Raw genomic sequence first — 26,372 nt, forward strand, 5'->3', positions numbered from 1 at the left:
GTACTAATCATTCAAAGACTCCACTTCTAAGCAGTGTAAAGTCAACATGGACGTTAACTTTCATTTCCTTGTACAACTCATCCCATTTCTCTTCCGTCAATTCAGAATGACGTACAGAGCTTCTGTAAAACTCACCATAGCCAAAAACATCCGATCCAAGTTTTTGGCAGTAGGCAATTACCCTTGAAATTTCACTTGACAGACTATTGCTAATGGCTTTTTCAAGTGCTTCCGTATTTTTGATTTTCCCTGTATTAACATTTGGTTTTATTTCTAATAATCTGGCTTGCACTGTGAGGTGTAAGTCAAATTCGGGCGTTGTGGCATTGACTACCTTCACATCTTTATGCGTTTTAATCGGATCGAATACCAAGTTAATTTCATCGGGGGGATTCTTCATTACAGATGAAGGCAAATCATCGCCTTTTATTTTTAATTCATATACTCCAGCGTGATAATCATCTCGACTTAACTTTATATAGAAGCTATCATCAACAGAAATTCCACCTATCATTTTGTCCTTTTTAAATAATGCGATTCCAGAAATCTCTATAAGCTCCTCATCTCTTCTTATAATAGGCATCGCTATGTCCTTACCCATGAAATAATAGTCTTTGGCTACTTCATGAAGAGTGGATAAAACCACTTGCTCACTTTTAACATTTTGCTCTAACAGCTTATAAATATGTTCCCCAATGTCTTCTATATCTGGGTATTGGTATTCCAGTAAGGGTTTCGTGTGACCTTCAACAACTGCCATAATAACATCCCCACTCATTGCAGGATTTTTCAACAAGTTATCAATATAATGACCAATGCCGCCTTTGGCAAATTCATCACCGAATAAAACTCCCCTCAATTGTCCGTTCATTATTTTTTCAGCTGCTCTGCGATTGATTTTTGCACGTGTCCCTTGACTTGTTTCGTTTTCAGCAGTAATAACTGCAACTTTACTTTCTAACTCAGTGCTCACTTGGCGAACAACTGCTGTAGTCTCCACGCTTTCCTCTTTCCCCAAATCATAGCCAATTAAAGTGACTAAACCTACCTTTTCAAGGAGTTTTGTTTCTGCACATCCTACCAAAGCTATGCAAAGAAATAGCAGTAGTAAAAAATAACGAAATTTTTTCATTCTATTTGCTCCTTACGTGATTTAAATTTCCTTTTCGCCACTGCTAAGACATACAAGATGATAGGATAAACAAAAACAATATAAAATGCCACCTGGCTAAAGTAATTATTAAATGTATTTATTTGAGGTCGAGTTTTAAGTATTAAACTTGCAATGAATATGATTAACGAGAATACCCAGACAAATTTATTCGCACTTATCTTTACTAGTCGTCTGGTTCCGCGAAAAGCGGCCCATAGAAATAGACAAAGATTCGGCAAAATAATCAACATCCAAAAACAAACCGCTATATACTCAAATCGTTCAATGAACGGAAATTTAACAATACTAAACAGAGACAAAGTCGCCCAAATTGTTTTAGTTAATTGTTCTCCGCTGAAATACGTTAGCGTAACCAACATGATGGCAAGGTAAATCAAGGTCGTCATGAGCAAACCAAGATGAATATGTTTTTTTGCATTCTTTTTATCCTTTACAAAGGGATAAATCACATATAATATTTCAAAGCCAACAATTGTAAAGGTCATGGACTTTACACCTTTCAGTATTCCGCTCATATCGGCCTCTAAAATAGGAAGAAGACTTCTCAATTCCATATATTTCATTGGATAAGCCAACATGGGGAAAAGCCATATGGAAAGTACAAAACTAAAAAAAGAAACGCCCACAATTACCCGTAGACCGCCCGTAAACGTATAAATCACGATTAGCAGCAATGAAGCTGCAAAAAACCAAGTATTCAAATCTGGAAAAACCCATGTTTGAACGACCTCAATATAGTTTCTCAAAACAGAGAAAAAGGCACCTGAACAATAAAAAATATAAATGATATTTAATAAATTCCCTATCCATTTACCAAATACATCTTGATGAATACCGTATAAATCATTTGAACCGTATATTTCCAACGTTTTAAGCATGAAAATTGCGATAATATGCGTGGCGAGACCTGCGAGTAGTACAGAAATCCATGCATCATGTTTTGCATCCTGGTATATAATCCGTTGAAATCCTTGTATCCCGATTCCTATTTGAGCAGTATGAATGATGAAAAAAAGTAGAAAAGCGTTAATCGTATCCTTAGGGCTAAGTTGTATAGAGTTTTTCACTCATTTCACCTTCTGTTCACTTTTTTCAGGATTTATGGGTTCGGGTTTATATTTGTCCTCATCTTCCGGTCTTGTATTTGAAGGTCGCTTAAATGTAAATGGCAACGGTAATCTAATAAGACTATCCCGCCAATCAAGCATGCGAGGAGGATAAAAAGGCGCTGTATACGGCGAACCTAGGCTTGTTTGACGCAAAAGGTGGATTAGGATAAAACAAAGCCCCAGCATAATGCCGTAAAATCCCCAAAGTCCTGCTAATACAATTAACGGAAATCGAATGATTCTGATGACATTACCCATCATGTAACTTGGTGTTGTGAAGGATGCCAATGCCCCTAAGGCGACAATGATAATTAAAATATTACTCGTAATCCCTGCTTGTACGGCTGCAGTTCCAATGACAATACCGCCAACAATACCAATGGTTTGACCAACCTTCGACGGTAATCTAACTCCAGCTTCTCTAAGTAGCTCAATAATGAGTTCTAAAAGTAGGGCTTCAAATAAAGGAGGGAAAGGAACCAATGCCCTTGATTCACTTAGCGGGACTAAAAGCGATTGCGGAATTACTTCATAATGAAATGTCAATGCTGCTACATATAAAGGGGATAAAAAAACAGATAAGACGACTGCACTAAATCTTAATAACCGGGTGAATGTAGCTATCTGCCATCGTAGATTTTGATCTTCCTGACTTTGGAAGAACTCAAGAAATGAGTGTGGGCAAACGATTGCAAGGGAACTTCCATCCACGATAACGCCCAATTTACCATTCAAAAGTTCAGCACAAAGCTTATCCGGCCTTTCTGTTAGTAACATTTGCGGAAAAATCGATAATGAGTTGTCATCTATCAGTTGCTCAAGAATCGAGCTATCTAATACCGAATCAACATTAAGGTCGGCAATCCTTTGTCTTAGCGTGTTCACCATTTCATCGGAAGCAACGCCTTTAATGTATAACATCGCAATCGTTGTCTTCGATTGTTTTCCAATTTCTAATCCTTCATTGCAAAGGTTTGGATTTTTAATATACCTTCGAATCAAGGAAACATTTGTTGAAAGACTTTCAGTAAACCCAACTTGGGCACCGATTACCTGGGATTCATTTTCCGGTGCTGATAATGCCCGTGATTCATTAGTGGAGATATTAGCCATTACAATTTGCGAGTAGCCTTCAACATGAATGAGTACCGTTCCATCCATCATTGCAATTACTGCTTCTCCTATTTCATTAGCCATTTTCACCTGCGCTATTGTCAGGGTGGATATTATATTTTCTGGTGATTCATTTGTATGCTTCAACAAGTCCTTAAGGATATGATTATTTAACGTCGGGACATCCACTAGGTTCTCTATATAAATGAGCGTAAGATTCGGTAATATCGATTTAGTGATTAAATCAGATGAATTGTGAGTAGCATCTTTTATCGACTGAATAAAAATATCACCAGAAGTTGATATCTGTATTTGTATTTCTTCTGTGTTTTTTTCAGCCACAACTCTTGCCTGTTTTTCCTTGGAAGATTTTTTGGACTTTTTGTAAAACAGTAGACTCACCTCATTTGTATCTTTGTCCCTAGAATAGCCTTTTGAGGGAGAATCTATACCCTTCTTTCGGCTTCAGTTAACGGGGAGAGATGGGGTTAATGGGGCGTACGCACTCTGTCTCCCCATTTTTTTAGGCGTTGTTTTTTCAAAATATCCTGGAATTGGTCATTGCAATCAACTACAGTTATTAGCCAATTTGGAAATACTTCAGTCAAAAGTAGCGTACGAATTCCTGTTCTAATTCCGTATCTAAAATCTGTAGTTCATTTTCTCTAACTATATTCACCTATGAAAATGCTTTTATGTTGAGCCCTCACTTCTAAGTGCTAGTCTAGCAAAAACTACCTAAAACCAACCTCTATACCAATCCCTTCCAGACACTTCGTTTTTCAACATAAAGGGTTCAGCTCTTCCTTCTGCGGGTATCACAAGTTGTGAAGCTTATTTTACAGAAGGGGATATATATATGTTTGGACTCAAAGATTTACTGTCATTGATTACTTCAGCATTTATCATCTTACCTCTTGTCATTTTTCTGAGGGAGTCTGGTTATTTTATTGTCAGTGGCATTTTCGGTGTTAAGAACCCAAGGTTGACCATCGGATCAGGTCCTCGGATTTTCAAAATCGGATTCTTTGATGTGCGAAAATATTATCATGTGTATAGTTGGTTTTCCTATGACTCATTGAAAAGAAAAAATAATTTTGCATATATATGTGTTTACTTGGGACCGATTCTTTCCAATCTTGTATTTGCTGTTACTATAAATGCACTTCTAGCCAATGGGATGCTTCACGAGTATAGAACATTTTGGGAGCGATTTATTTTCTATGCGTTCTATTATGTACTTTTTGACGCCATTCCCATGATAACTGTAAACGGTAAGCCGAATAACGGAATGATCATTTATGAAATGCTACGGCATGGTAAACGAACCGACTACAATAACGAGCCTTTTATCCCAGCGACTAGTGACGTAGAAGAGCAATATCAGAAAGAAATGGAAGGTATTCAAGAACTGGAAGAGGATAAAAAAAAGGCTAAACAAAGTATTATAAAGGAAATCCAAGACTTAAAGAAGAAATGAATGAATACACTCCTATCCCATCACGTGTATGAAATGTTTAACAAAAGAGGAAGTGAACCAAAACTTATTGGTGAACTTCCTCTTTCTTGGTTGCAACGTCCTACATTTTCCACAAAGTTTATACCTTCATATTGGCCCCCCTTTGCTAATGAAGATCATTGTACAACTTTAAAACTCTATTCTAGTAAGTAATAGAATAGAGTTTTAACCGCATCATATTAAATTGACATGCCTTCTTACAACTGCGTTTGTTCTTGGAGCTTTGCCGCGAGATATTTACGCGCGTCGGCGGTCAGAATCTGCAACCGAACTTCTTCCTGCCGTTCAAACTCGACAAACATCCCGCTTAAATTTTCATACACATAATGGACTTTAAAGCCCCTATCTAAATAGTCATCTACTTTTTTCATTTCATCCATGCTTAGTAAATGATCAGACATACACACACCTCGCTTTTCTTATTCTTCACCTTTTGCTTCGATTTCTTGCACGACAATATCGTCCCAATCGTGACCAACTGTAATACCTAAATACTTGGCGTCACTAGGATCGTCTAGTTCGGCTTGCGGGTACTTTTTAAACCACCAATATTTCGCCAAGACATAGTACACGAGTGCCCCCACGAAAAAGCCCACCAATGAAGAATACGTTGGGAACATATTCGCTGAGACACCACCAATCACCCAAGCGATTAGCCCCGCTAAGTTAAAGCCATTCATATACTTATATTGGCCGTCTAACTCGTACAGATCTTTTACGTTCACACGACGTTTACGGATTAAATAATAATCGGCGAATAATATCCCCACAATTGCTGTTAAAATACCACCAATGATTAATAGCGCATTGACTAAGACGCCAAATAAGCTCCACGGCTGTGCTAAAATCCCAATAATTCCCGCAATGATAACCCCAGCCCAGAACGGTACTCTGGGTCCACCAATGTTTGAGAAAATCGTGGCCGCAGGAATCACGTTTGCGGACGTATTTGTCGACCATTGCGCTAACACAATCATCAGCAATAAAATTCCTAACGCAATTCCACTTGCACTTTGCTGCAAGGCATTTATCGGATCAGCAGATGCCACGGCCATATAACATACTGCACCAATGGCTACGATAAATGTGTTGGTAATCGGCATCACGATTAAAGAACCAACTAACTGTGTTTTATTGCGTTTGAACCAATTGCGCTCATTTTTTGGCGCTTTAAAGAAACGTGATAGTGTTGGCATATCAGCTGCTAACGTTGCCCAGAATCCCATGTTCGCCATCATCACGACCATGAAAGCAGTAAAAGCTGCCATCCCTGTCGTTGGTGATTCCACCCATGCCCACACGTCTTTCCCTTGTGCCGTTGCTTTATCAGCAAGCGTATAGTACATCCAGCACGATATTAAAATAATAACCGGCGCCGCAAAATCCGCAAAGCGCTCAATGGATTTAATGCCAAGCGATGTGTTAATTAACTGCAATGCCGCAAAAATAAGGAAACATAAAAACCAATTATTAAAGTCGAATAATAAATTCAAAATCCCATTGATGGCCATTGCACCAAAATAGGTGTTAAGACCGAACCAACAAGCCGCTGTCACCCCACGAACGAGCGATGGTATATGCGTGCCAATTGTACCAAAGGGGGCACGCATATAAACCGGGAAGGACAAGCCGTGCTCAATACCAATATCACCGATTAATGTCATAAATACGCCGATTAAAACAGAACCTATCATTGTCGCTAAAATCACCATCGGCAATGGCAAACTTATAATAGCAGATCCACCAATTGCAAAGGCGGCTAAAACGATGGCCATGCCTACCCAAATCACTGCAAAACCAAATGTCCCGATACTTCTTTTTTGATGTGTAACTGGAAGTAAATCTGGTGATTTTAAATAATCCCCACCATTCGCCATTCATGTCTCTCCCCTATAGTAGATTTCCAGTTAACAATGAAAAGCGGCTGGCGCCTGGAGCCTGGACACAATGAATAGCGGAAGGCGCCTTGATAGACCCGAAGAGCGCTGGATGACCTTAAGATAAATGCGCTCTTTGCCCCTTTAACTTAGAACTGAAGCGACTCGAGCGGCTAGGCGCTTCAGTCTAGACACTGCTCCAAGTCTAAAAACGTATACTTTCTTACCTGCAAACAAACAATTGACCTCTTTTTTATGGCTCTACACCAAAATCTGTACTTGAGAGCATATTCCACTACTGATGAACTTTACTTTTTAACGAGCAAAACTGCTGATAAGTGATTGACGGTCGTTCCAAGTCATTGGCGCAATAGAGGACATTCTTTCGACCATCGAAATCGCACCTTCTACTGGGCACACAATCGAGCATAAATTACAGCCTACACAATCTTCTTCACGCACCTTTAGCATCGGACGACCACTCTCTGTGTACATGTCAATACATTGATGTGACGTATCTTCACACGCAATATGGCATTTATTGCAATTAATACAGACATCATTATTAATTTCAGCAACAACTTTGTAGTTTAAATCTAAGTCACCCCAGTTAGAATAACGTTGTACCGACTGACCGACAATATCCATCACCGAGGCAATGCCCTTCTCATCCAGATAATTATTAAGTCCGTCAATCATATCTTCGACAATACTAAACCCGTGGTGCATCGCTGCAGTACAAACTTGTACGCCTGTTGCACCCATCAGCAGAAATTCCGCAGCATCCTGCCAATTTGAAATCCCACCAATGCCTGAAATTGGTACATTGACGAAAGGATTTCGCGCACATTCTGCGACCATATTTAGTGCAATCGGTTTGACAGCAGGCCCACAATATCCGCCATGTGCCCCCTTCCCACCAACATGTGGAACCGTATTCCATGAATCTAAATCGACACCCGCTAAGCTGTTAATCGTATTAATCATACTAACGGCATCTGCCCCGCCACGCACTGCCGCTTCCGCCGTCATCGTAATATCCGTAATGTTTGGCGTTAACTTGACGATAACAGGTGTACGTGCAACTTCCTTCGCCCAGTGCGTTTGCTTTTCAACCAATTCAGGGACTTGACCAGAAGCAGCCCCCATTCCTCGTTCTGCCATCCCATGTGGACAACCAAAATTAAGCTCAAGACCATCAACCCCGACAGCTTCTACTTTTTTAACAATCTCATGCCACTTTTCCTGCTGTGGCTCTACCATTAATGAGGCAATAATGGCATGATTAGGAAACCTTTTTTTCGTTTCAAGAATTTCCTGTAAATTAACCTCTAACGGACGATCTGTAATGAGCTCAATATTATTAAAGCCCGCTACTCTCTGTCCGTTAAAGCTGACAGCCGCAAAGCGCGATGAAACATTTAAAATTGGTTCACCCAATGTTTTCCAGACTGCGCCACCCCAGCCCGCTTCAAATGCACGTTGCACTTGATAGCCCGAATTAGTCGGTGGTGCAGATGCTAACCAAAATGGATTCGGTGATTTAATCCCCGCTAAGTCAATTCGTAAGTCCGCCATGCTCCATCCCCCCTATGCGATCTCGCTCGGTTTTCTTAAACGCTCATGAATGATGTAAGCAGCATCTTTACCTTGCTGTGCAGCTGTTACCACCATTGCTTCCCCTTGGCCATTACCAAACACGACATCTCCACAGGCAAACACTTTGTCATTCGATGTTTGCATAGTCGTTTCGTCAATGTCTACTACTCCATTCGTATGTTGTAATCCAAACGCTTCAATGAGTGAGACAAAGCGCGTTTGTCCAATTGCTTTAATGACCGCGTCCACCTCTATAACAAACTCAGACCCTTTGATTACTTCAGGTCGTTGCCTGCCGTCTACACCCGCCTCTCCAAGTTTCATCTTGACGCATTCAAGTCCCACTACTTTCCCTGCCTCATCACCGATAATTTGTTTCGGCGCTGTCAGCCACTTAAATCCAACGCCATCCTGCTTGGCAAATTCATATTCAAACTGATAGGCAGTCATCTCTTTTTCTGTTCTTCTATAGAGAATGTCTACCTGCTCCGCACCTAGTCGCACAGCACAGGTTGCACCATCGATAGCTGTGTTACCAGCACCGATGACCGCAACACGTTTACCGATTAAGTCTTCTGTCAGTGCACCCATTTTCGTGTGCTTTACAAACTCAATAGCATCATGAACGCCAGCTAGTTCCTCACCTTTAATACCAAGATTAGGCACGGCCCCCATACCAACCGCTAAAATAACACTGTCATATTGCGCTAAAATTTCTGAAGCAGAAATATCCACGCCTACTGTTGTGTTTGTTTTAATGTCAACACCAAGCTTTACAACTTGCGCCACTTCCCAATCCACTACATCATTCGGTAATCGGAATGACACGATGCCGTAGTTGCCCAAGCCACCCGCCTTTGCTTCTGCTTCAAAAATTGTGACACTATAGCCAAAGCGACTAAGCTCACGTGCTGCCGATAAACCAGCTGGACCAGCGCCAACGATCGCTACCTTTTGTCCATTTGATTGACCTTTTTTAAATAGCTCGACGTCTGATTCCATCGCCCAATCTGTTGCATAACGTTGCAAATGCCCTATTTTAATAGGCTTTGTCGAGGAATTTAACACACATGCACCTTCACATAATTCCTCGGTCGGGCATACTCGCGCACAGCTTGCACCAACCGGGTTGGCCTCCATAATTGTCATGGCCGAACCTTTCATATTACTGGAAGCAATTTTTTTGATGAAATTCGGAATTTGAATACTTGTCGGACAAGCTGTAATACAAGGTGCGTCATAGCAGTACAGACAACGATTAGCCTCTTCTTGTGCTTCATTTTTTGTCATCCTGCTAGTCATTTCCACAAAATTCCGTTCGAGTTGCGAAGTCATTGAAACATTCCTCCTCATGGATTGATGTTTACACGTTGATTGTTTGCGCGATCGTCGGTTGTAGTGCACGCTTGATATATCGGCCATTGCCTAATGCTCCTACAAATTGTTTGTTTTTAATGACGTATTCTCCACGCACAAGTACACTGATTGGCTCTCCAGTCACTTCCCAGCCCTCATACGGGTTGTAGTCTACATTCATATGATGGGTATTCGCTGAAATTTCACGTTTTACAGTAGGATCAAAAATTACGATATCGGCGTCAGAACCAATAGCAATCGTTCCTTTTTGTGGATATAAGCCGAAAATTTTTGCGGCACTTGTCGAAATCATATCGACAAAGTCATAGATGGAAATTCGCCCTTTCGCCACACCTTCAGAAAATAAAATGCTGAAACGATCTTCGATAAACGGTCCACCATTTGGTATTTTAGAAAAGTCATTTAACCCTAATTGCTTTTTCCCGTTAAAGCTAAATGAACATTGGTCCGAACCAATTGTTTGCAGTTGCTTGGCTTTTAACGCATTCCACAAATGCTCTTGATGATATTTCGGGCGAAGTGGCGGTGACCAAACATATTTCGCCCCCTCGAAGCCTGGCTGTGCTAACGCTGACTGATCGAGCGTTAAATAAGGTGGACATGTTTCGCCATACACGTCATAGCCCTTTTCACGCGCTGCGATAATTTCATCCAAAGCCTCTTTACACGTCACATGTACAACATACAGCTTGGCACCTGCGATATGCGCTAGTTCAATGGCCCGTTTCGTCGCCTCACCCTCTAATTCCGCGGGACGTGTCAGTGCGTGATAAATTGGCGCCGTCTGACCAGCTTGCTTCGCCTCCTCAACTAATTCATCGATGACTGAGCCATTTTCACAGTGCACCATGACAACAGCGCCAATGTCTTTTGCAATTTTAAAGGCTTTGAACAGCGTACGGTCTGTCGCCTGGAATTCTTTCGCGTAAGCCATGAACACCTTGACAGACGTAATCCCTTCCTGCTCTAGTAACAACGGTAACTCGGCCTCTGTTTCAGGCGTTAAATCACCAATCATTAAATGGAAACCGTAGTCAATGGCTGATTTGTCCTTTGCTTTTACATGCCACTTTGCCACAGCCGTCGCAAGTTTTTCTTCACCCGCAGATAAGCAAAAATCTAAAATAGTCGTCGTCCCACCAAATGCTGCTGCAACTGTTCCCGACTTCCAATCATCGTCTGTCACCGTGTTGTTGAACGGCATATCCAAATGCGTATGCGGATCAATTCCCCCAGGCATCACGTATTTACCCGTAGCATCTACAATTTCCGCTCCATAAGCTGATAAGTTTTTGCCGATTTGCACAATTTTTCCATTCTCTATTAAAATATCTGCCTCATACATATCTGTTGCTGTCACAATAAGTCCACCTGTAATCACTTTTTTCACACTACCCTCACCCTTCGATTAATTAATGTAAAGTTTGTCAATATCCATTAATACGCTAGCTCTCCACCGTGGAGGGGTGGTTAATTTCCGTCTAGCTGGGGTCGTCCAACCTTCACTCCAATCAACCCGCATTCTAATGATATGCAGTTTAATCCAACGTCATCTCTAACTTTTAGTGATGAACCAATATGCTAGCGAATTATAGTATTTCAGCCTGCACTCATCATGAGTTTAGTGTGTATTTTTCGCCCATGCTGAACTTCTTTTGTAGTGTCAACACGGTTTCCAGTAACACGTCTGCCCCCTTTGCACAGTCTTCAAATGTTGTTTCTTCCTCCTCGCAATGACTTTTCCCCTTGATACTTGGAACAAAAATCATTGCCGAGGGGATGAAGCTCGCGATATACTGTGCATCGTGCCCCGCCCCGCTGAACATACGTTGGAAGGAATAACCAAAGTCATGGCATGATTTTTCCACTTCATTGCAAATAGCTGCATCAAATAATACGGTCTCCCGCCCCCATAGCTTGACCGGGCTAATGTGGCAACCGCTTTCCTCTGAAGCTAGACCTGTCAATAGCTTTTCTACTTTGAGCATCACCGCTGGATTTTGATGACGCGAATCCATGGTAAACACTACTTCGTTAGGAATGACTGTATGAATATTAGGTGCCACGTGCATACGCCCAAATGTGAACACAAGCTCTTCGTCGATTTTACCTAGCTGCTCATGCAAAGATGAAATTATACGAGACGCCACAATCATCGGGTCTTTACGCATCGACATTGGCGTTGTGCCAGCGTGATTTGATTCACCTGTCACGGTAATTTCATAGCACACCATGCCTAAAACGCCTTCTACCACCCCAATGTCACGTTGCTTTGCTGCTAATACCGGTCCTTGTTCAATATGCAGCTCAATATATGCAAGGGCTTCTGTTAAGCGATTTCCTTGCTCCCCCGCGTAGCCACTCGCCTGTAATGCTTCTTGAAAAGTAATACTATTTTTATCGATAGATTCTAGCATTTTTTCTTTACTGAATTTTGAAGCAATGACACCGGAACTCATCATCGCCGGATCGAAGCGCGCACCTTCTTCATTCGTAAAATTCACAAGCATTAATGGGATCTCGAGCTCAATGTCGTTTTCCTTTAACGTTCGTATCGCCTCTATTGCGGTTAAAATACCTAAGACACCATCAAACCTGCCACCTTTTTCAACCGAATCTAAATGTGATCCCATTACGATGGGTGGGCACTCTTTTTTTCCTGGTAGAATCGCATAGATATTTGCCATATCGTCTACTTGAATATCCATGCCTAACTCTATGCATATTTCACAAAGATAGTCTCTCGCTAATACATCCTCTTTTGAAAGGGACAAACGGGTTATGCCCCCATTGGCAGTTGCACCAAATTGACTAAATTGTTCAATTAACCCCTGTAATCTACTACTATTACATTTATACATATGCAAGTCCTCTCTTTCACAGTAATAAAATAGTGGTTGTATAAGAAAATTCTAAATTAATAGTTATCAGTAAGTGGTTGTTTATGACAATCATAAAATAGAAACTATTTGGAAGATATGGATATAAAACTAAGAAAGTATGTGCAAGTGCACAATATTTATGGTACGTTATTTGTATAATAAGGGGGGCTGTTATGGGAACGATTGGCAAAATCCTAGAGGGAGCTCTATTCCCGATGCTGACATTAGTAGCTGGAGAAAGCGGTTTGTATCGAAAAGTTTCAGGTATTAACGTAGTAGAAAGCATTGATTTAATCACGTTTTGCCGACCAAATGAATTAGTTGTGACAACAGGCATTAACTTTCCACACCAAAATACATCCTTAGAACAACTCGTTAAACTGGCGTACACTAAAAAAATAGCTGGTATTATCGTGAATACGGGACCTTATATTCCTGACATTTCCGAATCGGTCATCTCGTTTGCCAATGAGCATGAATTGCCCATTTTCCAAATGCCTTGGGACCGCCGTGTAGCCGACCTTTTAAAAACGACATTTCAATTTATCGCCACCCACGAGCAAGAACAATCCACCGAAGACCAAGTCCTTTACAACTTACTGTTTCATTACAAACAGCACGTCGATTCCACAAGGCAAAATTTAACCCAACTTGGATTTCCACAAGGCGCAGAATTGGCCATCATCACTTGTACAACAACAGATGCACGCAGTAGCATTGGCCGTTACGAGGTCCTCATTCAGTTTGCATTCCAAAATAGATATAAACGGTTTTTAAGACTCAAGCACAAAAACCACCTCATCTTTCTCATCAATCGAACACAGATCACTACATCCAATAGTCCTTTCTCAAAAACAGTTGAAGACATCTACGACAAGATCACCCAGAAAAGCGGCAGCTTAAATGTCATCATCGGCAAAGGGAATTTTTATGAAGACTACGAAAACATCCATAAAAGCTACGAGGAATCACTCACTGTCATTCAATTAGCACAGTTGCACAACAACCGCTTCTTATACAAATATAAAGAAATTGGAGCCTATAAAATTATTATGGGTGTGCAAAACCGGACATTAATTGAATCTTTTAGCCAGGATATACTTGGACAACTTTATCGATATGATGATTTACACAACACCGATTACGTGTCATTTTTACGTATTTTCCTTGAAGAAAACGGCAGTACGAGTAAAATTAGTGAACGTCTATTCATTCATCGCAACACTGTCCTATATAAAATCAAAAAAGTTGAACTGCTATTAGATATAGACGCCACCAACCCTTTTACAAAAAACAATTTGTATATGGCCTTTTTAATAGAAGATGTGTTGACGCATCAATAATTATGCGTGATAGGAGGACACTATGAATGAATTTCCACTCACTATAGCAGATGTACTGACGAAAAAGTTATTCAGTAGCGCGAAGCTTCTTGCTGGTGCAGAGGGGCAACTCAATATCATCAAATGGGTGCATATCGTCGAAACTATGGATGCTGCCAAATTATTAAAGGGCAATGAATTAATTTTGACTACGGGTATTCATTTGAAAAACAATGATGATGACTTCCATCACTTTATTCACCAATTAATAGCATCCAAATCAGCTGGGCTGTGCATTGAGCTCGGTAGCGTCATTCAAGAAATTCCTGATTGCATACAGCAACTGGCGACGGACTACCAATTCCCTCTCATCATCTTTCATCAGGAGGTAGCCTTTGTCGAAATCACACAAGAAATACACAGTATCCTCATCAATCAGCAATATGGCATGGTGAAAAACCTAGAGAACTACGCACAGCAAATTAATAAATATACACTGACCGCCAACAATTACGAGCAAATTTTAATGCACCTCTATAAACATCTTGGCTTGCAGGTCATCTTTACATTTAATGGGCAAAAGCCTGTGTTTATTCCCAATATTCAGCAGGACAAGTATGATAAGATGCAACAACAGTCAAGCCCTGATTATGTGGAAAAACATGTTATTCGCTGTGAGGTGAATATTTTCAACCAATATTATGGGGAGGTTTGTTTGTTTTCCCCACAGCGCGTCGTCAATGAATACGATGCACTGATTTTAGATCGCACGGTTATTGCACTTTCACACTATTTATTGCGGGTTTTGTATAGCGAGGAAAAAAAGGCTGTGGAGGATCGTGAAGTTCTAGAGCAATGGCTGAATGGGTTATCCAATATGGAGGAATTGACGCATTTCCTGCAAGACCATCATGCAGATATCACAACAAGTAATTGGCTGGTCATGATTCTTCAAATCCACAAAAGCAAAAGCAGTGATTTAACGTACTATAAGCTGTTTACGCGCAATGTCTTAGAGAAGTTAGAATTCTATCCGTTTATCATAGAAAAGCAACAACAGCTTATTTTTATTTTAGCGAATATACATGCGCAAGAAACATATAAGCAACGTATCGAACAAGCCATTACACAAATCCATGACAATCAGCAAAAATATAAATATGGTGACTTTAAAACTTCAGTCGCTGTAGGAAAATACGTGACTCATTTCCAAGCTCTCAATACTAGCTTTCTAACAGCCAAAGACACCTTACACATTCGATGGAAAGATCCACAGCTTTCGTATTTTTACGAGGATTTACACCTCCATCATTTAATTTTGCAATTACAAAAAAATCCATATATTATGGACATGATGACCGAATATATACAGCCCGTTATTGACTATGACCGCAAGCATAGCAGTAAATTAGTCGAAACGTTAAAAGTATATTTACACACCAATGGTCAAAAAAAAGACACTGCCGAACGCCTGTTTATCGTTAGACAAACACTGTACCATCGTTTGGAAAAAATTGAGCAGTTGCTAGGCTCAGATTTTATGCAAACAGAAAAGCGATTAGCACTAGAGTTAATACTGTTTAGCGACAACTAACCATTCTCTTCACTCACCTTATGTGAAAAGCAACAGCCTATTTATTTTACATTGTGTATAATGCTATTTTTACCGAAAAATCGGATAATAGATTTATAGCATGACACTAGCGTCGCATTATTTCTACCCACTCGCTCTAAATACTCAAAATATTCATTAATTTAATTTTTGCAAACTAAAAAGTCTTTCATAATGGATAAAGCCAGCTGGTACCCTTCCAAATCCAGATGAAAACGAACTTGTCGCACAAGTATAATTGTATATAAAAACCAAATGGATGGAATCACCTCTATTGAAGTGTTTCCCTTTTTGGCTCTGAAATGTGAAATTTAATAGAGTGAATTTTCTGCCTGTATTTATGCAACGCTAGTGATAGCATGATGATAAATGAAGGAGTGATGATGCTCGATGACGAATTTAACGAGTCAAAATTGGCAAGTAAAAGATGAACAATATGTATGGCATTCCATGAAGCCATACAACCCAAACGCGACGACAATCATTCAGAAATCGAAGGGCGCTTGGATAACGGACATTGATGGGAAACGTTATTTAGATGCCATGTCTGGTTTATGGTGTGTGAACGTGGGCTACGGGCGAGAGGAACTCGCCAAAGTCGCTTACGAGCAATTACTGGAAAATGCCTATACTCCTCTATCCGTTGGGCACATCCCTGCCATTCAACTGAGCGAAAAAATCAGCGAATTATTAGGCGATGATTATGTAGTGTTTTTCTCTAATAGTGGTTCAGAGGCGAATGAAGCCGCCTTCAAAATCGCACGTCAATACCATCAGCAAAAAGGTCATACAAATCGCACCAAATTTATTTCCCGCTATCGTGCCTACCACGGCAATACAATGGGGGCATTAGCGGCAACAGGGCAAGCACAACGCAAATATAAGTACGAACCGTTAGCACCTGGTTTCCTCCATGTTGCACCACCAGATGCCTACCGTGCAAACGAAGATCATATTACAGAGCCAACTGCCCTACCTTCTGTTCAGGCAATCGATAATGTCATGACTTGGGAATCATCCGAGACGATTGCCGGCGTAATACTTGAGCCTATTATTACCGGTGGCGGCGTGATTATGCCCCATGAGGACTATTTGCGTGGGGTAAAAGCTGTTTGTGAAAAGCATGGGGCCCTGCTCATTGTCGATGAAGTAATTTGCGGCTTCGGTCGTACAGGCAAAGCATTTGGCTTCCAAAACTATGGCATTCAGCCGGATATTGTCACAATGGCAAAAGGCTTAACAAGTGCTTATATGCCGTTATCTGCTACAGCTGTGCGTCGCGAAATTTATGAGGCTTTCAATGGGAGTGAGGAGTACGACTTTTTCCGCCACGTCAACACATTCGGTGGTTCTCCAGCAGCTTGTGCAGTTGCCCTCAAAAATATCGAAATCATGGAAAATGAAAATTTATTTGCTCGCTCAGAAGAAATGGGCGCAATTATTCATGCGGAACTACAAGAACGCTTAAAGGATCATCCAAATGTCGGCAACATCCGCGGTAAAGGCTTACTGATTGGCATTGAGCTTGTGAGTGACAAAAACAGCAAAGCGCCACTTGATGTAACTGCTGTCAACAAAGTCATCGCTTTATGTAAAGAACAAGGGTTAATCATCGGGAAAAATGGTGTCACGGTTGCAGGCTTTAACAATACGTTAACTCTCGCTCCACCACTGATTATTTCATTAACAGAAAAAGATGTGATTGTTGAAAAACTTACGCACGCTTTAAATGAACTACTGCAAAAAGCGTAAAACACAAGGGGGAAATGAATGTATGGTAACAAATACAGAGGTTAAAGAACTAGGACATTTTATTAATGGTGAAATCGTTGCAGGTACAAGTGGTCACTTCTCAGATGTTTTCAATCCGAGTTTAGGGGCAGTGATTGCACGCGTCCCTATTGCAACGAAAGAGGAAGTGCAAAGCGCAATTGCAACAGCTAAAGCAGCCTTTCCGGCATGGCGCGCCCTATCGATTGGCAAACGCGTTGAAATTGTCATGAAGTTTCGTCAATTGATGACCGCACGTATGGATGCGCTCATCGACATCATTTGTATCGAAAGCGGGAAAACAATCGAGGATGCCAAGGGTGAAATCACACGTGGTTTAGAATCCGTCGACTTAGCCATCAATGCCCCTCACCTATTAAAAGGTGAGTACTCCGTCAATGTTGGTGGGAATATTAATGCTTATTCCGCAAAAGCACCACTCGGCGTTGTTGCAGCGATTTCCCCATTCAACTTTCCAGTGATGGTGCCACTTGCCATTACAACTATGGCGGTCGCAGTCGGCAATTCCGTCATTTTAAAGCCGTCCGAGCGCGTGCCCTGCTCCGCATTATTTTTATCGGAACTGTGGAAAGAAGCGGGTTTACCAGATGGTGTTTGGACAGTCATCAATGGAGACAAGGATGCGGTCAACGAACTATTAGAAAACCCTGCAATTGAAGCCATTTCGTTTGTTGGCTCCACAGCAGTCGCTGATTATATTTACACAACCGGTTCAAAATACGGCAAGCGCGTTACGGCATTAGGTGGCGGTAAAAACAATATGATTGTCATGCCAGATGCAGATTTAGAACAGGTCGCAAACGCATTTTTAGGCGCGGCCTATGGTGCCGCTTCCCAACGCTGTATGGCTATTTCCACAATCATTCCCGTTGGCGAAGAAACAGCGAATAACCTCGTCAAAGTACTGGCTGATAAAATTGCAAAATTAAAAGTAGGGCCATACACAGATTCAGACGTTGATTTTGGGCCAGTTATTACAAAGCAATCAAAGGACGCGATCATTGGCTTTATCGACCGTAGCCTAGAAGAAGGTGCTACACTCGTATGCGATGGTCGCAATCCAGACATCGCTAAAAATTCCAATGGCTTCTATCTAGGTCCTACCTTATTAGATAACGTCAAACCTGGCATGGAGATTTATGAGCAAGAGGTATTCGGTCCTGCTCGTAATGTTGTTCGGGTAGATTCATTAGAGGAAGCAATCGACTTAATCAATGTACATGAGCTCGGTAACGGTGTCACAATTTTCACAAATAACGGAGCGGCCGCTCGCAAATTTACAACGGAGATTGACGTCGGCATGGTTGGGGTAAACGTACCAATCCCAATTCCTGTTGGTTATCATAACTTTGGCGGTTGGAAACGCTCGAGATTCGGTGAGGGGCATATGTTTGGGCCTGACCAAGCCCGCTTCTTCACCAAGACTAAAACCATTTCAGAAAAGTGGTTTGAAGAGAACAGTGAATCCGCGTCAACATTTGCTTTTCCAAGTAACAACGACTGATGGTTCACGTAAAATAAACTACTATATATGTTGAACAAATGAATACCTATATGAACTGAGTGAAGGCGCGTTACTAGGGGTAGCCAACCGAACAACGAAGAGTTCGGTTGGTATAATTTCTGCATTCTCCGCAGAAATTATACCGTTAATGCTAAGAGGCTATTCCATATAGTTTAAAGGATACCTCGTCTGGCTAAGGGCTGGAGGCATCCCCGAGCGCCGTAACGGATTTGATGGGAGTCTTTATTTCAACTTATATAGTTACTCTTGGTAAATCAACAGAAGTGTTGATTTACACAAAAATAATACCGGAATCCCGCCGAGTTTTGGTCGATGGATTTCCGGTGTTTTCTATTCAATAGAATGAAGTGTAATTCTCTCATTTTTCTTTTCATATCACATGTGCTAACTGCTGCAGGATCATTATTTTCTTGCTTCTGTCATTAAGTTTTGTGATGTTCTTTTTTCTCTTTAAACCGTTTCCAAACAATAAGTGGTATCAAAAGTAACGAAAGGTACATGCCGAGAAAGCCTAAAACAGCATAGCTTGAGTAGGCAACAATGATTCCTGACAATATACTGCCTGCTGTTCCAGCTAAAGCAACCCACACATCAACAGAACCTTGTGTTTTTGCACGTGTTGTCATATCAGTTGAATCAATGATGATTGCTGTTCCGCTGATTAAGCCAAAATTCCATCCAAGGCCTAGCACTATTAGTGCAATCGTCAACCAGACGAGGGAATCACCTGGAGAAAAGGCTGCTAGTAATCCCGCAAGTGATAACGTGACACCCGAAGCAATGACCATTACTGTACGACCGAATTTATCGACTAATAGACCTGTACCAAGCGATGGCAAATACATCGCCGCAATATGTAGACTGATCACCAATCCAACGACCGTCAGTCCAGATCCATGGTTTTGCATATGGATTGGGGTCATTGTCATGATCGCAACCATGACGAGATGAGACAAGACGAGAACCATCGCACCGACAAAAATACCGATTCGGTTTACCTTACTCTGTCGTGTTTTATTTACTGTTGTAGTATTTGAATCAACTTGTTTTTCCTGCTTTACCGCAATTGCTCTTGCAACTAGAAATGGATCAGGACGCAAATAGAAGAACAACGTTAGTCCAGCTACGAGATACGCCGCCGCTGCTAATATGAATGGCCCCGCTAAAGCTGGTATACCTAGCGTCATTGCGAAGTTCCCCATCGGTGTCACTAAATTAGGTCCCGCCACCGCACCTATCGTAGTTGAAACCATTGCGATGCTAATGGCAGTCGCACGCTGCTTGTCACTAGCCAAATCTGTTCCGGCGTAACGCGCCTGTAGATTCGTCGAAGTCCCTGCACCATAAACAAATAGCGAAATAAATAATAACAACACATTGTCCATAGTCGTTGCGAAGATGACACCTATCGCACCGATACCACCTGTGATAAACCCAAGTGACAACCCGTACCGACGACCAAAACGCTGCGAAATCCTGCCCACTAAGAACGCTGCAAGCGCAGATCCAAGTGTAAACAATGCAGCCGGCAACCCTGCAAAGCTTGCAGTTCCTAACATATCCCTAGCAATTAATGCCCCCACAGTAATCCCAGCTGCAAGTCCCGCCCCACCAAAAATCTGGGACATCACGACAACAAATAGCGACCGCTTATAAAGCTTTTGTTGTGCTTCAATTGAATCTACATAGTGTGCTAGCCCTAACGAGTCCTTTTTTCTCATATGGAAATCCCCCTTTACCAACTCAAAGAAACCGATAGGACCAAATTTAAGGGTAGTCGTCTAACATACTATCCGTGACTTTATTTTAACACCCCCGTACACTACAAGGGATTTTTATAATAAATTACCTATTTACGTGATTCAATATCCCATTTGATGGTTTATTGTGCTATTAAAAAATCCCGCTTTGGTACGCATTATGAAATGGCGTAGCGGGTGAAGTTGTTATTTGTTTCTGCGCAGACACTTTATTATTGAGTACGGTACAGGAAATTTTATTTTACCCATTCAAGAGAATTTAACAGTACTTCAAGCGCAAGTTGATGTAATAACACACTACACACTTGATTCCTAGAACAAACCGAAAGAAGAATAATATCACTGGTAAAGGGTTCTCGTCAGGGGGGAAATAAATAAAAAATGTAACACTTATTTCAACGCCCCAAAAAAGCATCGATTATAGCACCGATACTTTCTATTTTCAATTCAGGAAATAACGTATTATTTTTTATTTACTTAACACTAGTTCTTTCAATTTCGTGGCATTTTCCTTGTCCATTGTACCGTAAGTATTTTCAACCCTATCAATAATTGTTGCCGTTTCATTACCATCATTAAACCAAATAAAGTATTCAACTAATTTTTCAGTCATATGTTTATCAACACTGAAAAATAAAGTTACTTTTACATCTTCTCTTCTATCCATCTCAGCTTTTACATTTTGTTGCCATTCAATTTGGTCAAATATCACCCTCGACAAATCCACAATATCTTTATCGGTAATCATTACCGCTTCGTCATAGCTTTCATCAGGTTTCACCACTTGAACATCAACTCTAGTTAATTGTTTCACATTCACTTTACTTAGTTTTTCCTCATTATTGCTACAGCTTATCAAAAGCAAGGTAGATATTAAAATGATGGTAAGGGACTTAATCATTTTTTTCACAACTAACACCTCCTATTTCAGTATGTAAAGATTCAATTACACTACTGATGCATTAATATGTGCGTGAAATTAATAATACACATAACCCCAAAAATAGGAAGGAGTCCAAACAAAAAAATCTTTATAATGGAATGCACAGGCACTCTTTATTCAACTTCTCACCAGTCACATGGATCGTATAGTAGTGGGAATGAAGGCCCTTTATTTAACAATCGTAATCGGACAATTTACATGCTTCATTACTTTGTGACTGACGCTGCCGATTATCATTTCTTGAAAAGTATTTAAGCCGCGACTTCCGATGACAAGGTGGTCAATTCCTTCTGAATTCACATACTTTATTATTTCTTGACTTGGATTCCCTTTCAACATGGTAGTCTTCGTCTTCACTCCGACATCTTTTGCTAGTTCTAAAATAGGATGCATTTTTTGCTCTCGTTTTAATGTTAAGCTCTCTGGACTTTGCGATAACAGCCGCTCATCTTTTGCCTTATTATAGTCCGAGACATAAATAACTTCTAACTGCGCATCAGGTAAGTAACGGACGATCGTAATAGCATGTTTTGCTGAACGTAAAGCATTTTCTGACCCATCAATTGCTACAGCAATCTTCATGTGAATTCCTCCCTTATGTTAATCGTTTGTACAATTGTTCACTTGAAGAATTTAACCCTTGAATCTGTACCTTCACACCTTTTTGCTCAAGCTTCTGTTTCACTTTATATATTGCACCGACTGCAGATTCATCCCACAGCTGACTGTTTTCAAAATTAATGACGATTTCATTTTCTGTAACATTGTCGAATGACTGAATAAATTTCGTAGTTGATGCAAAAAACAAAGGTCCTTTCACCTTATATCCATCTAAATCATGCGTTACTGTCACACGAGAAATTTTTGCAACAAAAAATAGCGCACTTAATATAACACCACTAACAACACCAATCGCTAAATTATGTGTATATAAGATAATCGCAATTGTAATGAGCATAACAAGTGATTCCGATTTAGGCGCTTGTTTCAGAAACTTAAACGAACCCCAATTAAATGTTGTAATACTAACCATAATCATCACCCCGACAAGAACAGGCATCGGAATTTTGATAACTACATCACCTAAAACGATAATTAAAAACAGTAGAAATACACCCGCGGTTAATGTTGATAAGCGTCCTCGTCCACCTGATTTAATATTGATGATTGATTGACCAATTAAAGCACAACCTGCCATCCCACCGAAAAAACCAGTGATAAAGTTGGCGATCCCTTGTCCACGTGCTTCTTTATTTTTATTACTCGACGTATCAGTCATATCATCCAATACTTGGGAAGTAAGTAATGATTCCAATAAACCAACAATCGATAAAGCCAAAGCATAAGGGAATATGATTTTTAACGTTTCAAAGTTAAGTGGAATATCTGGAAGGAAAAAAACCGGCAATGAATTTGGCATCGTCCCTAGATCACCAATCGTCTGTAACTTCACACCACTTATGAGCGCAATACAAGTCATAACGACAATCGCAACAAGAGGTGCAGGAATAGCCGTGAAAAATCGTGGAATCGCGTACACTAAAATTAATGTAACAATCGCAAATAGATAGGTCATACTGTTTGACCCAAGTAAATAAGGCATTTGTGTAATGAAAATCATAATCCCTAGTGCATTCACAAATCCAAGCATGACGGAGTTTGGGATGAAGCGCATTAAATTCGCAACACCAAGTCCCCCGAGTATTAATTGAATAATTCCTGTTAATATTGTGGCTGCAAGTACATATTGTAGACCATGATTCGCCATTAAGCTGACGAGCACTAAAGCCATCGCACCTGTCGCAGCTGAAATTAATCCAGGTCGGCCACCTACAAACGAAATAATGACCGCAATTGTAAATGAAGCATATAACGCGACACGTGGATCTACACCCACAATGAACGCAAAAGCCAATGCTTCGGGAATGAGTGCCAGTCCTACAACCATACCTGCTAAAAGATCGGCACGCACATTCCCAAACCACTGTTGTTTTAAAGTATACATACGGTTCCCCTTTCATGATGTCTAAAATTATAAAAAAGCTTATGCCAATGTTAGAATGTTAATATCATATCATTTTTAGTCCCATAAGGTAATACTTTTGGGAAGTTAGGAGCGAAAAAATGAAATACGGATATATCCGTCCGATTGTCTTGGATCAACATTGCGCCCACCAATTAAATGAACTTTTCATTGATACATTATGTAAAGAGACACATGGACTTGCCAGGAAAAGAACAGAGCTTGAACACTTATTAATGGCACTTAAAAAAGATGATGAACTATTCGTCCAAAATATTGTAGTATTAGCTGATTCCCTGCAGCAGCTTTTAGATATTTTACGACTAGCAGAACGAGATCAAATCGCCATTCACTTCCTCGATGAACAATTATCCAATCAAACAATACAAAAAGCTTCACTACTTCAAAGTGCTACTTTTTTCGCGGATTTACAATCTAAATTTCTAAGCCATTCTTCTACATTTACGCTACAAGCTGCTAAACAACAGGGTAAATCGATTGGTCGTCCACGAAAACCAGATGACAATTTACAGCTGGCTTTTTCAATGTATGACAGTAAGAATTATACGTTATATGACATAAAAGAAGCGACTGGAATTAGTAAGTCTACTTTATATCGCTATTTGGATGATCGTTCTACATCGGTATCCGATGAGACAGAATAACAGATATAAAACTAGATATGTTGCAATAAAGAATCCTACCAACAACGCTTGGCGCTAGGGGGTGCCTCCCAATTGGTCTTCTTTCTGGCTTATCGCGGGAGGCATCCACAAAGCGTCAAAGCGGTATTGGCAGGAATTCTAATTAGTTCTAAGTATTAGAACTTTTTCAACGACTTCCAAAAAGAGTGGAGCTCCTCGCCTCGCAATCTAGCCAAACCACTCAGGATGAATCCGGCCGGCATCTCCTACTTCTTTGGATCCGCTGACAAAGATGTATGTTTTTGACCGGGCGTACGTGGATTATAAGCCCTCGATCTCTTCACAGACGATGGCATCTTTTTCGTTTGTAGATTGAAGAAAAACGTCCGCTTTTAAAAACTATTTCACCATTTTATTGTTAGGTTATCACCAGCATGAAATATACTTGTGCCTTTGATATCAATAGTATTACCAGTTGTTTTTGATTTAGAAATAGCACTACTGAATTCATTTCCTTTTAATAGGAAACCTAACTCTTTTATTACTTTATGCGTCTCATTAATCTTATTCAGATCCCATACCATCACACTCTTAGATCCTGCATAGTATCGGTATATCAATTTATTTTTTGTTTCACCTCCTATTTTAATACTTACTGATTCGGTACCTACATTATACTCATATCCATTCCCAAACACAGCCTTAAACTCTTCTCTCACACTATCCAGTGTCCTATTCACTATAGGAGCAGTCACAGGCGTTTTAACTACTGGAGGCGTAATAACAGGTGTAGTAACTACAAAACCCTTACCTTTTACCCTAGCATCTACCTTACTTATACCACTTTCTAATCACCTTTTCACTACGAATACAGGACGCGCTTATACCCCTTCGTATTTGTCACAATACGTGAAGAAAGAGATTACTAGCCTAGACCAATTGAACTTATCTGATCAAACGATGAAAGTCACACCTCACGTTTTTCGACATGTATTTGCGATCATATCAAAGATTAACCGAGTGGATATATACGACATTATGCGTTCTCTTGGTCACGAGAAGATCGAAACAACAATGATCTATTTAGAGAAAATCTTCGAGAAAGAACGTCATGCGATTCATGCATGGAAGCCAGACATATTTGGGGATTATATCTAATTGACATAAAAAAACTGACGTAACAGGACTAAAACCGTAGTTTTAGAGCTGCTGCGCGAGGGTACTCCTCTTAAGTCGTCGTCACAAATCAAGACATATAAAAAGGGTTACAAGGGCTTCACATCGTGAGAAGCCCTTGTAACCCTTCAATTTCTACCACAGAGGTTCATCTTTATTACTTAACTTTAAGAATGGAAGAATACACAACACTCGGAAAAGGAAACTTTGGATAAACTCAGTTAATGCTATTTATCTGCACGTCTTCTCGCAAATGTAGATGGGGAAAATGAAACTTTATATTTGTCTTCAAGTTCTCCCCTTAATTTCTCTGTTAAATACATACCCTGTTTATTATGTTCTTCTTCTAGTTCAATCCCATTTGGAAATACTCCATCTTTATCCCAATCAATCCATTTGCCATATTTCCATACCCATTCCATTAATTCTGATTTCAACGCAAGTGAAATTGGAATATCTTCTATATCCAAGTTACAACCACATTGATTACACCATATAGGGTCGGCTCCTATATCTCCTTCGACTTTTAAGTCATGTACTTCTTTTTGTTTACATAAACATTTCATATTATTTTAGACTCCTTTCTAATATATTGGCCCAGTTAGTCCCCATGCTATTTTGAGAATTGCCGATTCTCCCTTATCACGCAAATAATTGTATGTATACTTAAGTGAAGGTTATTTCGTCAATCAAAACTACGATCCTTTGTCCGATATTCTGTTTAAAGGCGCGAAAACTTAGGATACAGCTTTGCAATCACTGTACCCGAAGTCTCCTAATCCAGCAACTAATATGAACAATTAACTAGTTGCTTTACTCTTATATTAGAGCAATCGTTTTATATGTGAACTCTTCTGTTATCTGAGAGCTATTTCACATCCCCAAACCATTCCCAGTTTTTACGTACCCAACTTGCTTTTGGTGCG

Annotated in this window: 22 protein-coding genes; 7 read left to right on the forward strand and 15 right to left on the reverse strand. The window is 40.4% G+C overall.

Going from position 1 to position 26,372, the window contains the following annotated elements; genetic code table 11:
- Positions 1–7 precede the first annotated feature (7 nt).
- The 3 genes from ACP8HG_RS08915 to ACP8HG_RS08925 are packed head-to-tail and all read right to left on the reverse strand — an operon-like array spanning position 8 to position 3,738.
- Positions 8–1,132: a Ger(x)C family spore germination protein gene (locus ACP8HG_RS08915; protein WP_438298507.1), complete on the reverse strand. Its 1,125-nt coding sequence runs from the start codon at positions 1,130–1,132 to the stop codon at positions 8–10.
- On the reverse strand, positions 1,129–2,241 hold the full coding sequence (locus tag ACP8HG_RS08920; protein ID WP_338656147.1) for a GerAB/ArcD/ProY family transporter: 1,113 nt from the start codon (positions 2,239–2,241) through the stop codon (positions 1,129–1,131). The genes ACP8HG_RS08915 and ACP8HG_RS08920 overlap by 4 nt, the downstream gene beginning before the upstream one ends.
- On the reverse strand, positions 2,242–3,738 hold the full coding sequence (locus ACP8HG_RS08925; protein ID WP_338656146.1) for a spore germination protein: 1,497 nt from the start codon (positions 3,736–3,738) through the stop codon (positions 2,242–2,244).
- A gap of 517 nt (positions 3,739–4,255) precedes the next feature.
- Between ACP8HG_RS08925 and ACP8HG_RS08930 the strand changes: the two genes are divergently transcribed.
- Entirely contained in the window at positions 4,256–4,876 is a 621-nt protein-coding gene (locus tag ACP8HG_RS08930; protein WP_067210719.1) for a hypothetical protein, read from the forward strand.
- Between the two features lie 236 nt (positions 4,877–5,112).
- Here ACP8HG_RS08930 and ACP8HG_RS08935 read toward each other — a convergent pair whose 3' ends face one another.
- The 6 genes from ACP8HG_RS08935 to ACP8HG_RS08960 all read right to left on the reverse strand — a co-directional run bounded on the left by ACP8HG_RS08935 (position 5,113) and on the right by ACP8HG_RS08960 (position 12,629).
- Complete coding sequence (locus ACP8HG_RS08935; protein WP_067210720.1) at positions 5,113–5,316, reverse strand: hypothetical protein; 204 nt, start codon at positions 5,314–5,316, stop codon at positions 5,113–5,115.
- 18 nt (positions 5,317–5,334) lie between these two features.
- Positions 5,335–6,792: an NCS1 family transporter gene (locus tag ACP8HG_RS08940; RefSeq protein WP_421101107.1), complete on the reverse strand. Its 1,458-nt coding sequence runs from the start codon at positions 6,790–6,792 to the stop codon at positions 5,335–5,337.
- Positions 6,793–7,107: 315 nt separating this feature from the next.
- Entirely contained in the window at positions 7,108–8,370 is a 1,263-nt protein-coding gene (preA, locus tag ACP8HG_RS08945) for an NAD-dependent dihydropyrimidine dehydrogenase subunit PreA (protein ID WP_399633004.1), read from the reverse strand.
- A 12-nt stretch (positions 8,371–8,382) separates the two neighbouring features.
- Positions 8,383–9,726: an NAD(P)-dependent oxidoreductase gene (locus ACP8HG_RS08950; protein WP_340763707.1), complete on the reverse strand. Its 1,344-nt coding sequence runs from the start codon at positions 9,724–9,726 to the stop codon at positions 8,383–8,385.
- Positions 9,727–9,754: 28 nt separating this feature from the next.
- Entirely contained in the window at positions 9,755–11,158 is a 1,404-nt protein-coding gene (gene hydA / locus ACP8HG_RS08955; RefSeq protein WP_438298508.1) for a dihydropyrimidinase, read from the reverse strand.
- 223 nt (positions 11,159–11,381) lie between these two features.
- A complete protein-coding gene (locus ACP8HG_RS08960; protein ID WP_438298509.1) occupies positions 11,382–12,629 on the reverse strand; it encodes a Zn-dependent hydrolase in 1,248 nt (415 codons plus the stop codon).
- Between the two features lie 194 nt (positions 12,630–12,823).
- Here ACP8HG_RS08960 and ACP8HG_RS08965 point away from each other — a divergent pair, with 194 nt between their 5' ends.
- The 4 genes from ACP8HG_RS08965 (at position 12,824) to ACP8HG_RS08980 (ending at position 18,879) form a co-directional block, all read left to right on the forward strand.
- Entirely contained in the window at positions 12,824–13,993 is a 1,170-nt protein-coding gene (locus ACP8HG_RS08965) for a PucR family transcriptional regulator (RefSeq protein WP_438298510.1), read from the forward strand.
- 22 nt (positions 13,994–14,015) lie between these two features.
- The gene (locus tag ACP8HG_RS08970; RefSeq protein ID WP_067210736.1) at positions 14,016–15,566 is read left to right on the forward strand and encodes a PucR family transcriptional regulator; all 1,551 of its coding nucleotides are present in this window, start codon (positions 14,016–14,018) and stop codon (positions 15,564–15,566) included.
- A 408-nt stretch (positions 15,567–15,974) separates the two neighbouring features.
- The gene (locus tag ACP8HG_RS08975; RefSeq protein ID WP_438298511.1) at positions 15,975–17,336 is read left to right on the forward strand and encodes an aspartate aminotransferase family protein; all 1,362 of its coding nucleotides are present in this window, start codon (positions 15,975–15,977) and stop codon (positions 17,334–17,336) included.
- Positions 17,337–17,358: 22 nt separating this feature from the next.
- Positions 17,359–18,879: a CoA-acylating methylmalonate-semialdehyde dehydrogenase gene (locus tag ACP8HG_RS08980; protein WP_438298512.1), complete on the forward strand. Its 1,521-nt coding sequence runs from the start codon at positions 17,359–17,361 to the stop codon at positions 18,877–18,879.
- 443 nt (positions 18,880–19,322) lie between these two features.
- On the opposite strand, the gene ACP8HG_RS08985 is transcribed toward ACP8HG_RS08980, so the two are convergent.
- From ACP8HG_RS08985 to ACP8HG_RS09000, 4 genes are all read right to left on the reverse strand, one after another.
- Positions 19,323–20,621, reverse strand: a complete 1,299-nt coding sequence (locus ACP8HG_RS08985) for an MFS transporter (RefSeq protein ID WP_438298513.1) — start codon at positions 20,619–20,621, stop codon at positions 19,323–19,325.
- 508 nt (positions 20,622–21,129) lie between these two features.
- Positions 21,130–21,570 (reverse strand): hypothetical protein, encoded by a 441-nt coding sequence (locus ACP8HG_RS08990; RefSeq protein ID WP_340742399.1) that lies wholly within the window; start codon positions 21,568–21,570, stop codon positions 21,130–21,132.
- A 201-nt stretch (positions 21,571–21,771) separates the two neighbouring features.
- The gene (locus ACP8HG_RS08995) at positions 21,772–22,185 is read right to left on the reverse strand and encodes a universal stress protein (RefSeq protein WP_438298514.1); all 414 of its coding nucleotides are present in this window, start codon (positions 22,183–22,185) and stop codon (positions 21,772–21,774) included.
- A 13-nt stretch (positions 22,186–22,198) separates the two neighbouring features.
- Positions 22,199–23,608 (reverse strand): SulP family inorganic anion transporter, encoded by a 1,410-nt coding sequence (locus ACP8HG_RS09000; protein WP_067210751.1) that lies wholly within the window; start codon positions 23,606–23,608, stop codon positions 22,199–22,201.
- A gap of 119 nt (positions 23,609–23,727) precedes the next feature.
- On the opposite strand from ACP8HG_RS09000, the gene ACP8HG_RS09005 reads away from it, so the two are divergent.
- Complete coding sequence (locus ACP8HG_RS09005) at positions 23,728–24,291, forward strand: recombinase family protein (protein WP_067210754.1); 564 nt, start codon at positions 23,728–23,730, stop codon at positions 24,289–24,291.
- 383 nt (positions 24,292–24,674) lie between these two features.
- On the opposite strand, the gene ACP8HG_RS09010 is transcribed toward ACP8HG_RS09005, so the two are convergent.
- Complete coding sequence (locus ACP8HG_RS09010) at positions 24,675–24,989, reverse strand: hypothetical protein (protein WP_438298515.1); 315 nt, start codon at positions 24,987–24,989, stop codon at positions 24,675–24,677.
- A 190-nt stretch (positions 24,990–25,179) separates the two neighbouring features.
- On the opposite strand from ACP8HG_RS09010, the gene ACP8HG_RS09015 reads away from it, so the two are divergent.
- Positions 25,180–25,428 carry a tyrosine-type recombinase/integrase gene (locus ACP8HG_RS09015; RefSeq protein ID WP_354312627.1) on the forward strand — a complete coding sequence of 83 codons (249 nt, stop codon included), beginning with the start codon at positions 25,180–25,182 and terminating at the stop codon, positions 25,426–25,428.
- A gap of 245 nt (positions 25,429–25,673) precedes the next feature.
- Here ACP8HG_RS09015 and ACP8HG_RS09020 read toward each other — a convergent pair whose 3' ends face one another.
- Positions 25,674–26,012 (reverse strand): hypothetical protein, encoded by a 339-nt coding sequence (locus ACP8HG_RS09020; RefSeq protein ID WP_187045243.1) that lies wholly within the window; start codon positions 26,010–26,012, stop codon positions 25,674–25,676.
- Positions 26,013–26,372: the final 360 nt, after the last annotated feature.

The organism is Sporosarcina sp. FA15 (assembly GCF_051550195.1).
In the GTDB taxonomy this organism is placed as follows: domain Bacteria; phylum Bacillota; class Bacilli; order Bacillales_A; family Planococcaceae; genus Sporosarcina; species Sporosarcina psychrophila.

What these genes read in the sequence shown, in the direction of transcription:
- ACP8HG_RS08980 (WP_438298512.1), top strand. Translation starts at nt 17,359, where the DNA reads ATGGTAACAAATACAGAGGTTAAAGAACTAGGACATTTTATTAATGGT.
- ACP8HG_RS09000 (WP_067210751.1), bottom strand. Translation starts at nt 23,608, where the DNA reads ATGTATACTTTAAAACAACAGTGGTTTGGGAATGTGCGTGCCGATCTT.
- ACP8HG_RS08995 (WP_438298514.1), bottom strand. Translation starts at nt 22,185, where the DNA reads ATGAAGATTGCTGTAGCAATTGATGGGTCAGAAAATGCTTTACGTTCA.
- ACP8HG_RS09005 (WP_067210754.1), top strand. Translation starts at nt 23,728, where the DNA reads ATGAAATACGGATATATCCGTCCGATTGTCTTGGATCAACATTGCGCC.
- ACP8HG_RS09020 (WP_187045243.1), bottom strand. Translation starts at nt 26,012, where the DNA reads ATGAAATGTTTATGTAAACAAAAAGAAGTACATGACTTAAAAGTCGAA.
- preA (WP_399633004.1), bottom strand. Translation starts at nt 8,370, where the DNA reads ATGGCGGACTTACGAATTGACTTAGCGGGGATTAAATCACCGAATCCA.
- ACP8HG_RS08950 (WP_340763707.1), bottom strand. Translation starts at nt 9,726, where the DNA reads ATGACTTCGCAACTCGAACGGAATTTTGTGGAAATGACTAGCAGGATG.
- ACP8HG_RS08915 (WP_438298507.1), bottom strand. Translation starts at nt 1,132, where the DNA reads ATGAAAAAATTTCGTTATTTTTTACTACTGCTATTTCTTTGCATAGCT.
- ACP8HG_RS08940 (WP_421101107.1), bottom strand. Translation starts at nt 6,792, where the DNA reads ATGGCGAATGGTGGGGATTATTTAAAATCACCAGATTTACTTCCAGTT.
- ACP8HG_RS08975 (WP_438298511.1), top strand. Translation starts at nt 15,975, where the DNA reads ATGACGAATTTAACGAGTCAAAATTGGCAAGTAAAAGATGAACAATAT.
- ACP8HG_RS08970 (WP_067210736.1), top strand. Translation starts at nt 14,016, where the DNA reads ATGAATGAATTTCCACTCACTATAGCAGATGTACTGACGAAAAAGTTA.
- ACP8HG_RS08935 (WP_067210720.1), bottom strand. Translation starts at nt 5,316, where the DNA reads ATGTCTGATCATTTACTAAGCATGGATGAAATGAAAAAAGTAGATGAC.
- ACP8HG_RS08930 (WP_067210719.1), top strand. Translation starts at nt 4,256, where the DNA reads ATGTTTGGACTCAAAGATTTACTGTCATTGATTACTTCAGCATTTATC.
- ACP8HG_RS08960 (WP_438298509.1), bottom strand. Translation starts at nt 12,629, where the DNA reads ATGTATAAATGTAATAGTAGTAGATTACAGGGGTTAATTGAACAATTT.
- ACP8HG_RS08965 (WP_438298510.1), top strand. Translation starts at nt 12,824, where the DNA reads ATGGGAACGATTGGCAAAATCCTAGAGGGAGCTCTATTCCCGATGCTG.
- ACP8HG_RS08985 (WP_438298513.1), bottom strand. Translation starts at nt 20,621, where the DNA reads ATGAGAAAAAAGGACTCGTTAGGGCTAGCACACTATGTAGATTCAATT.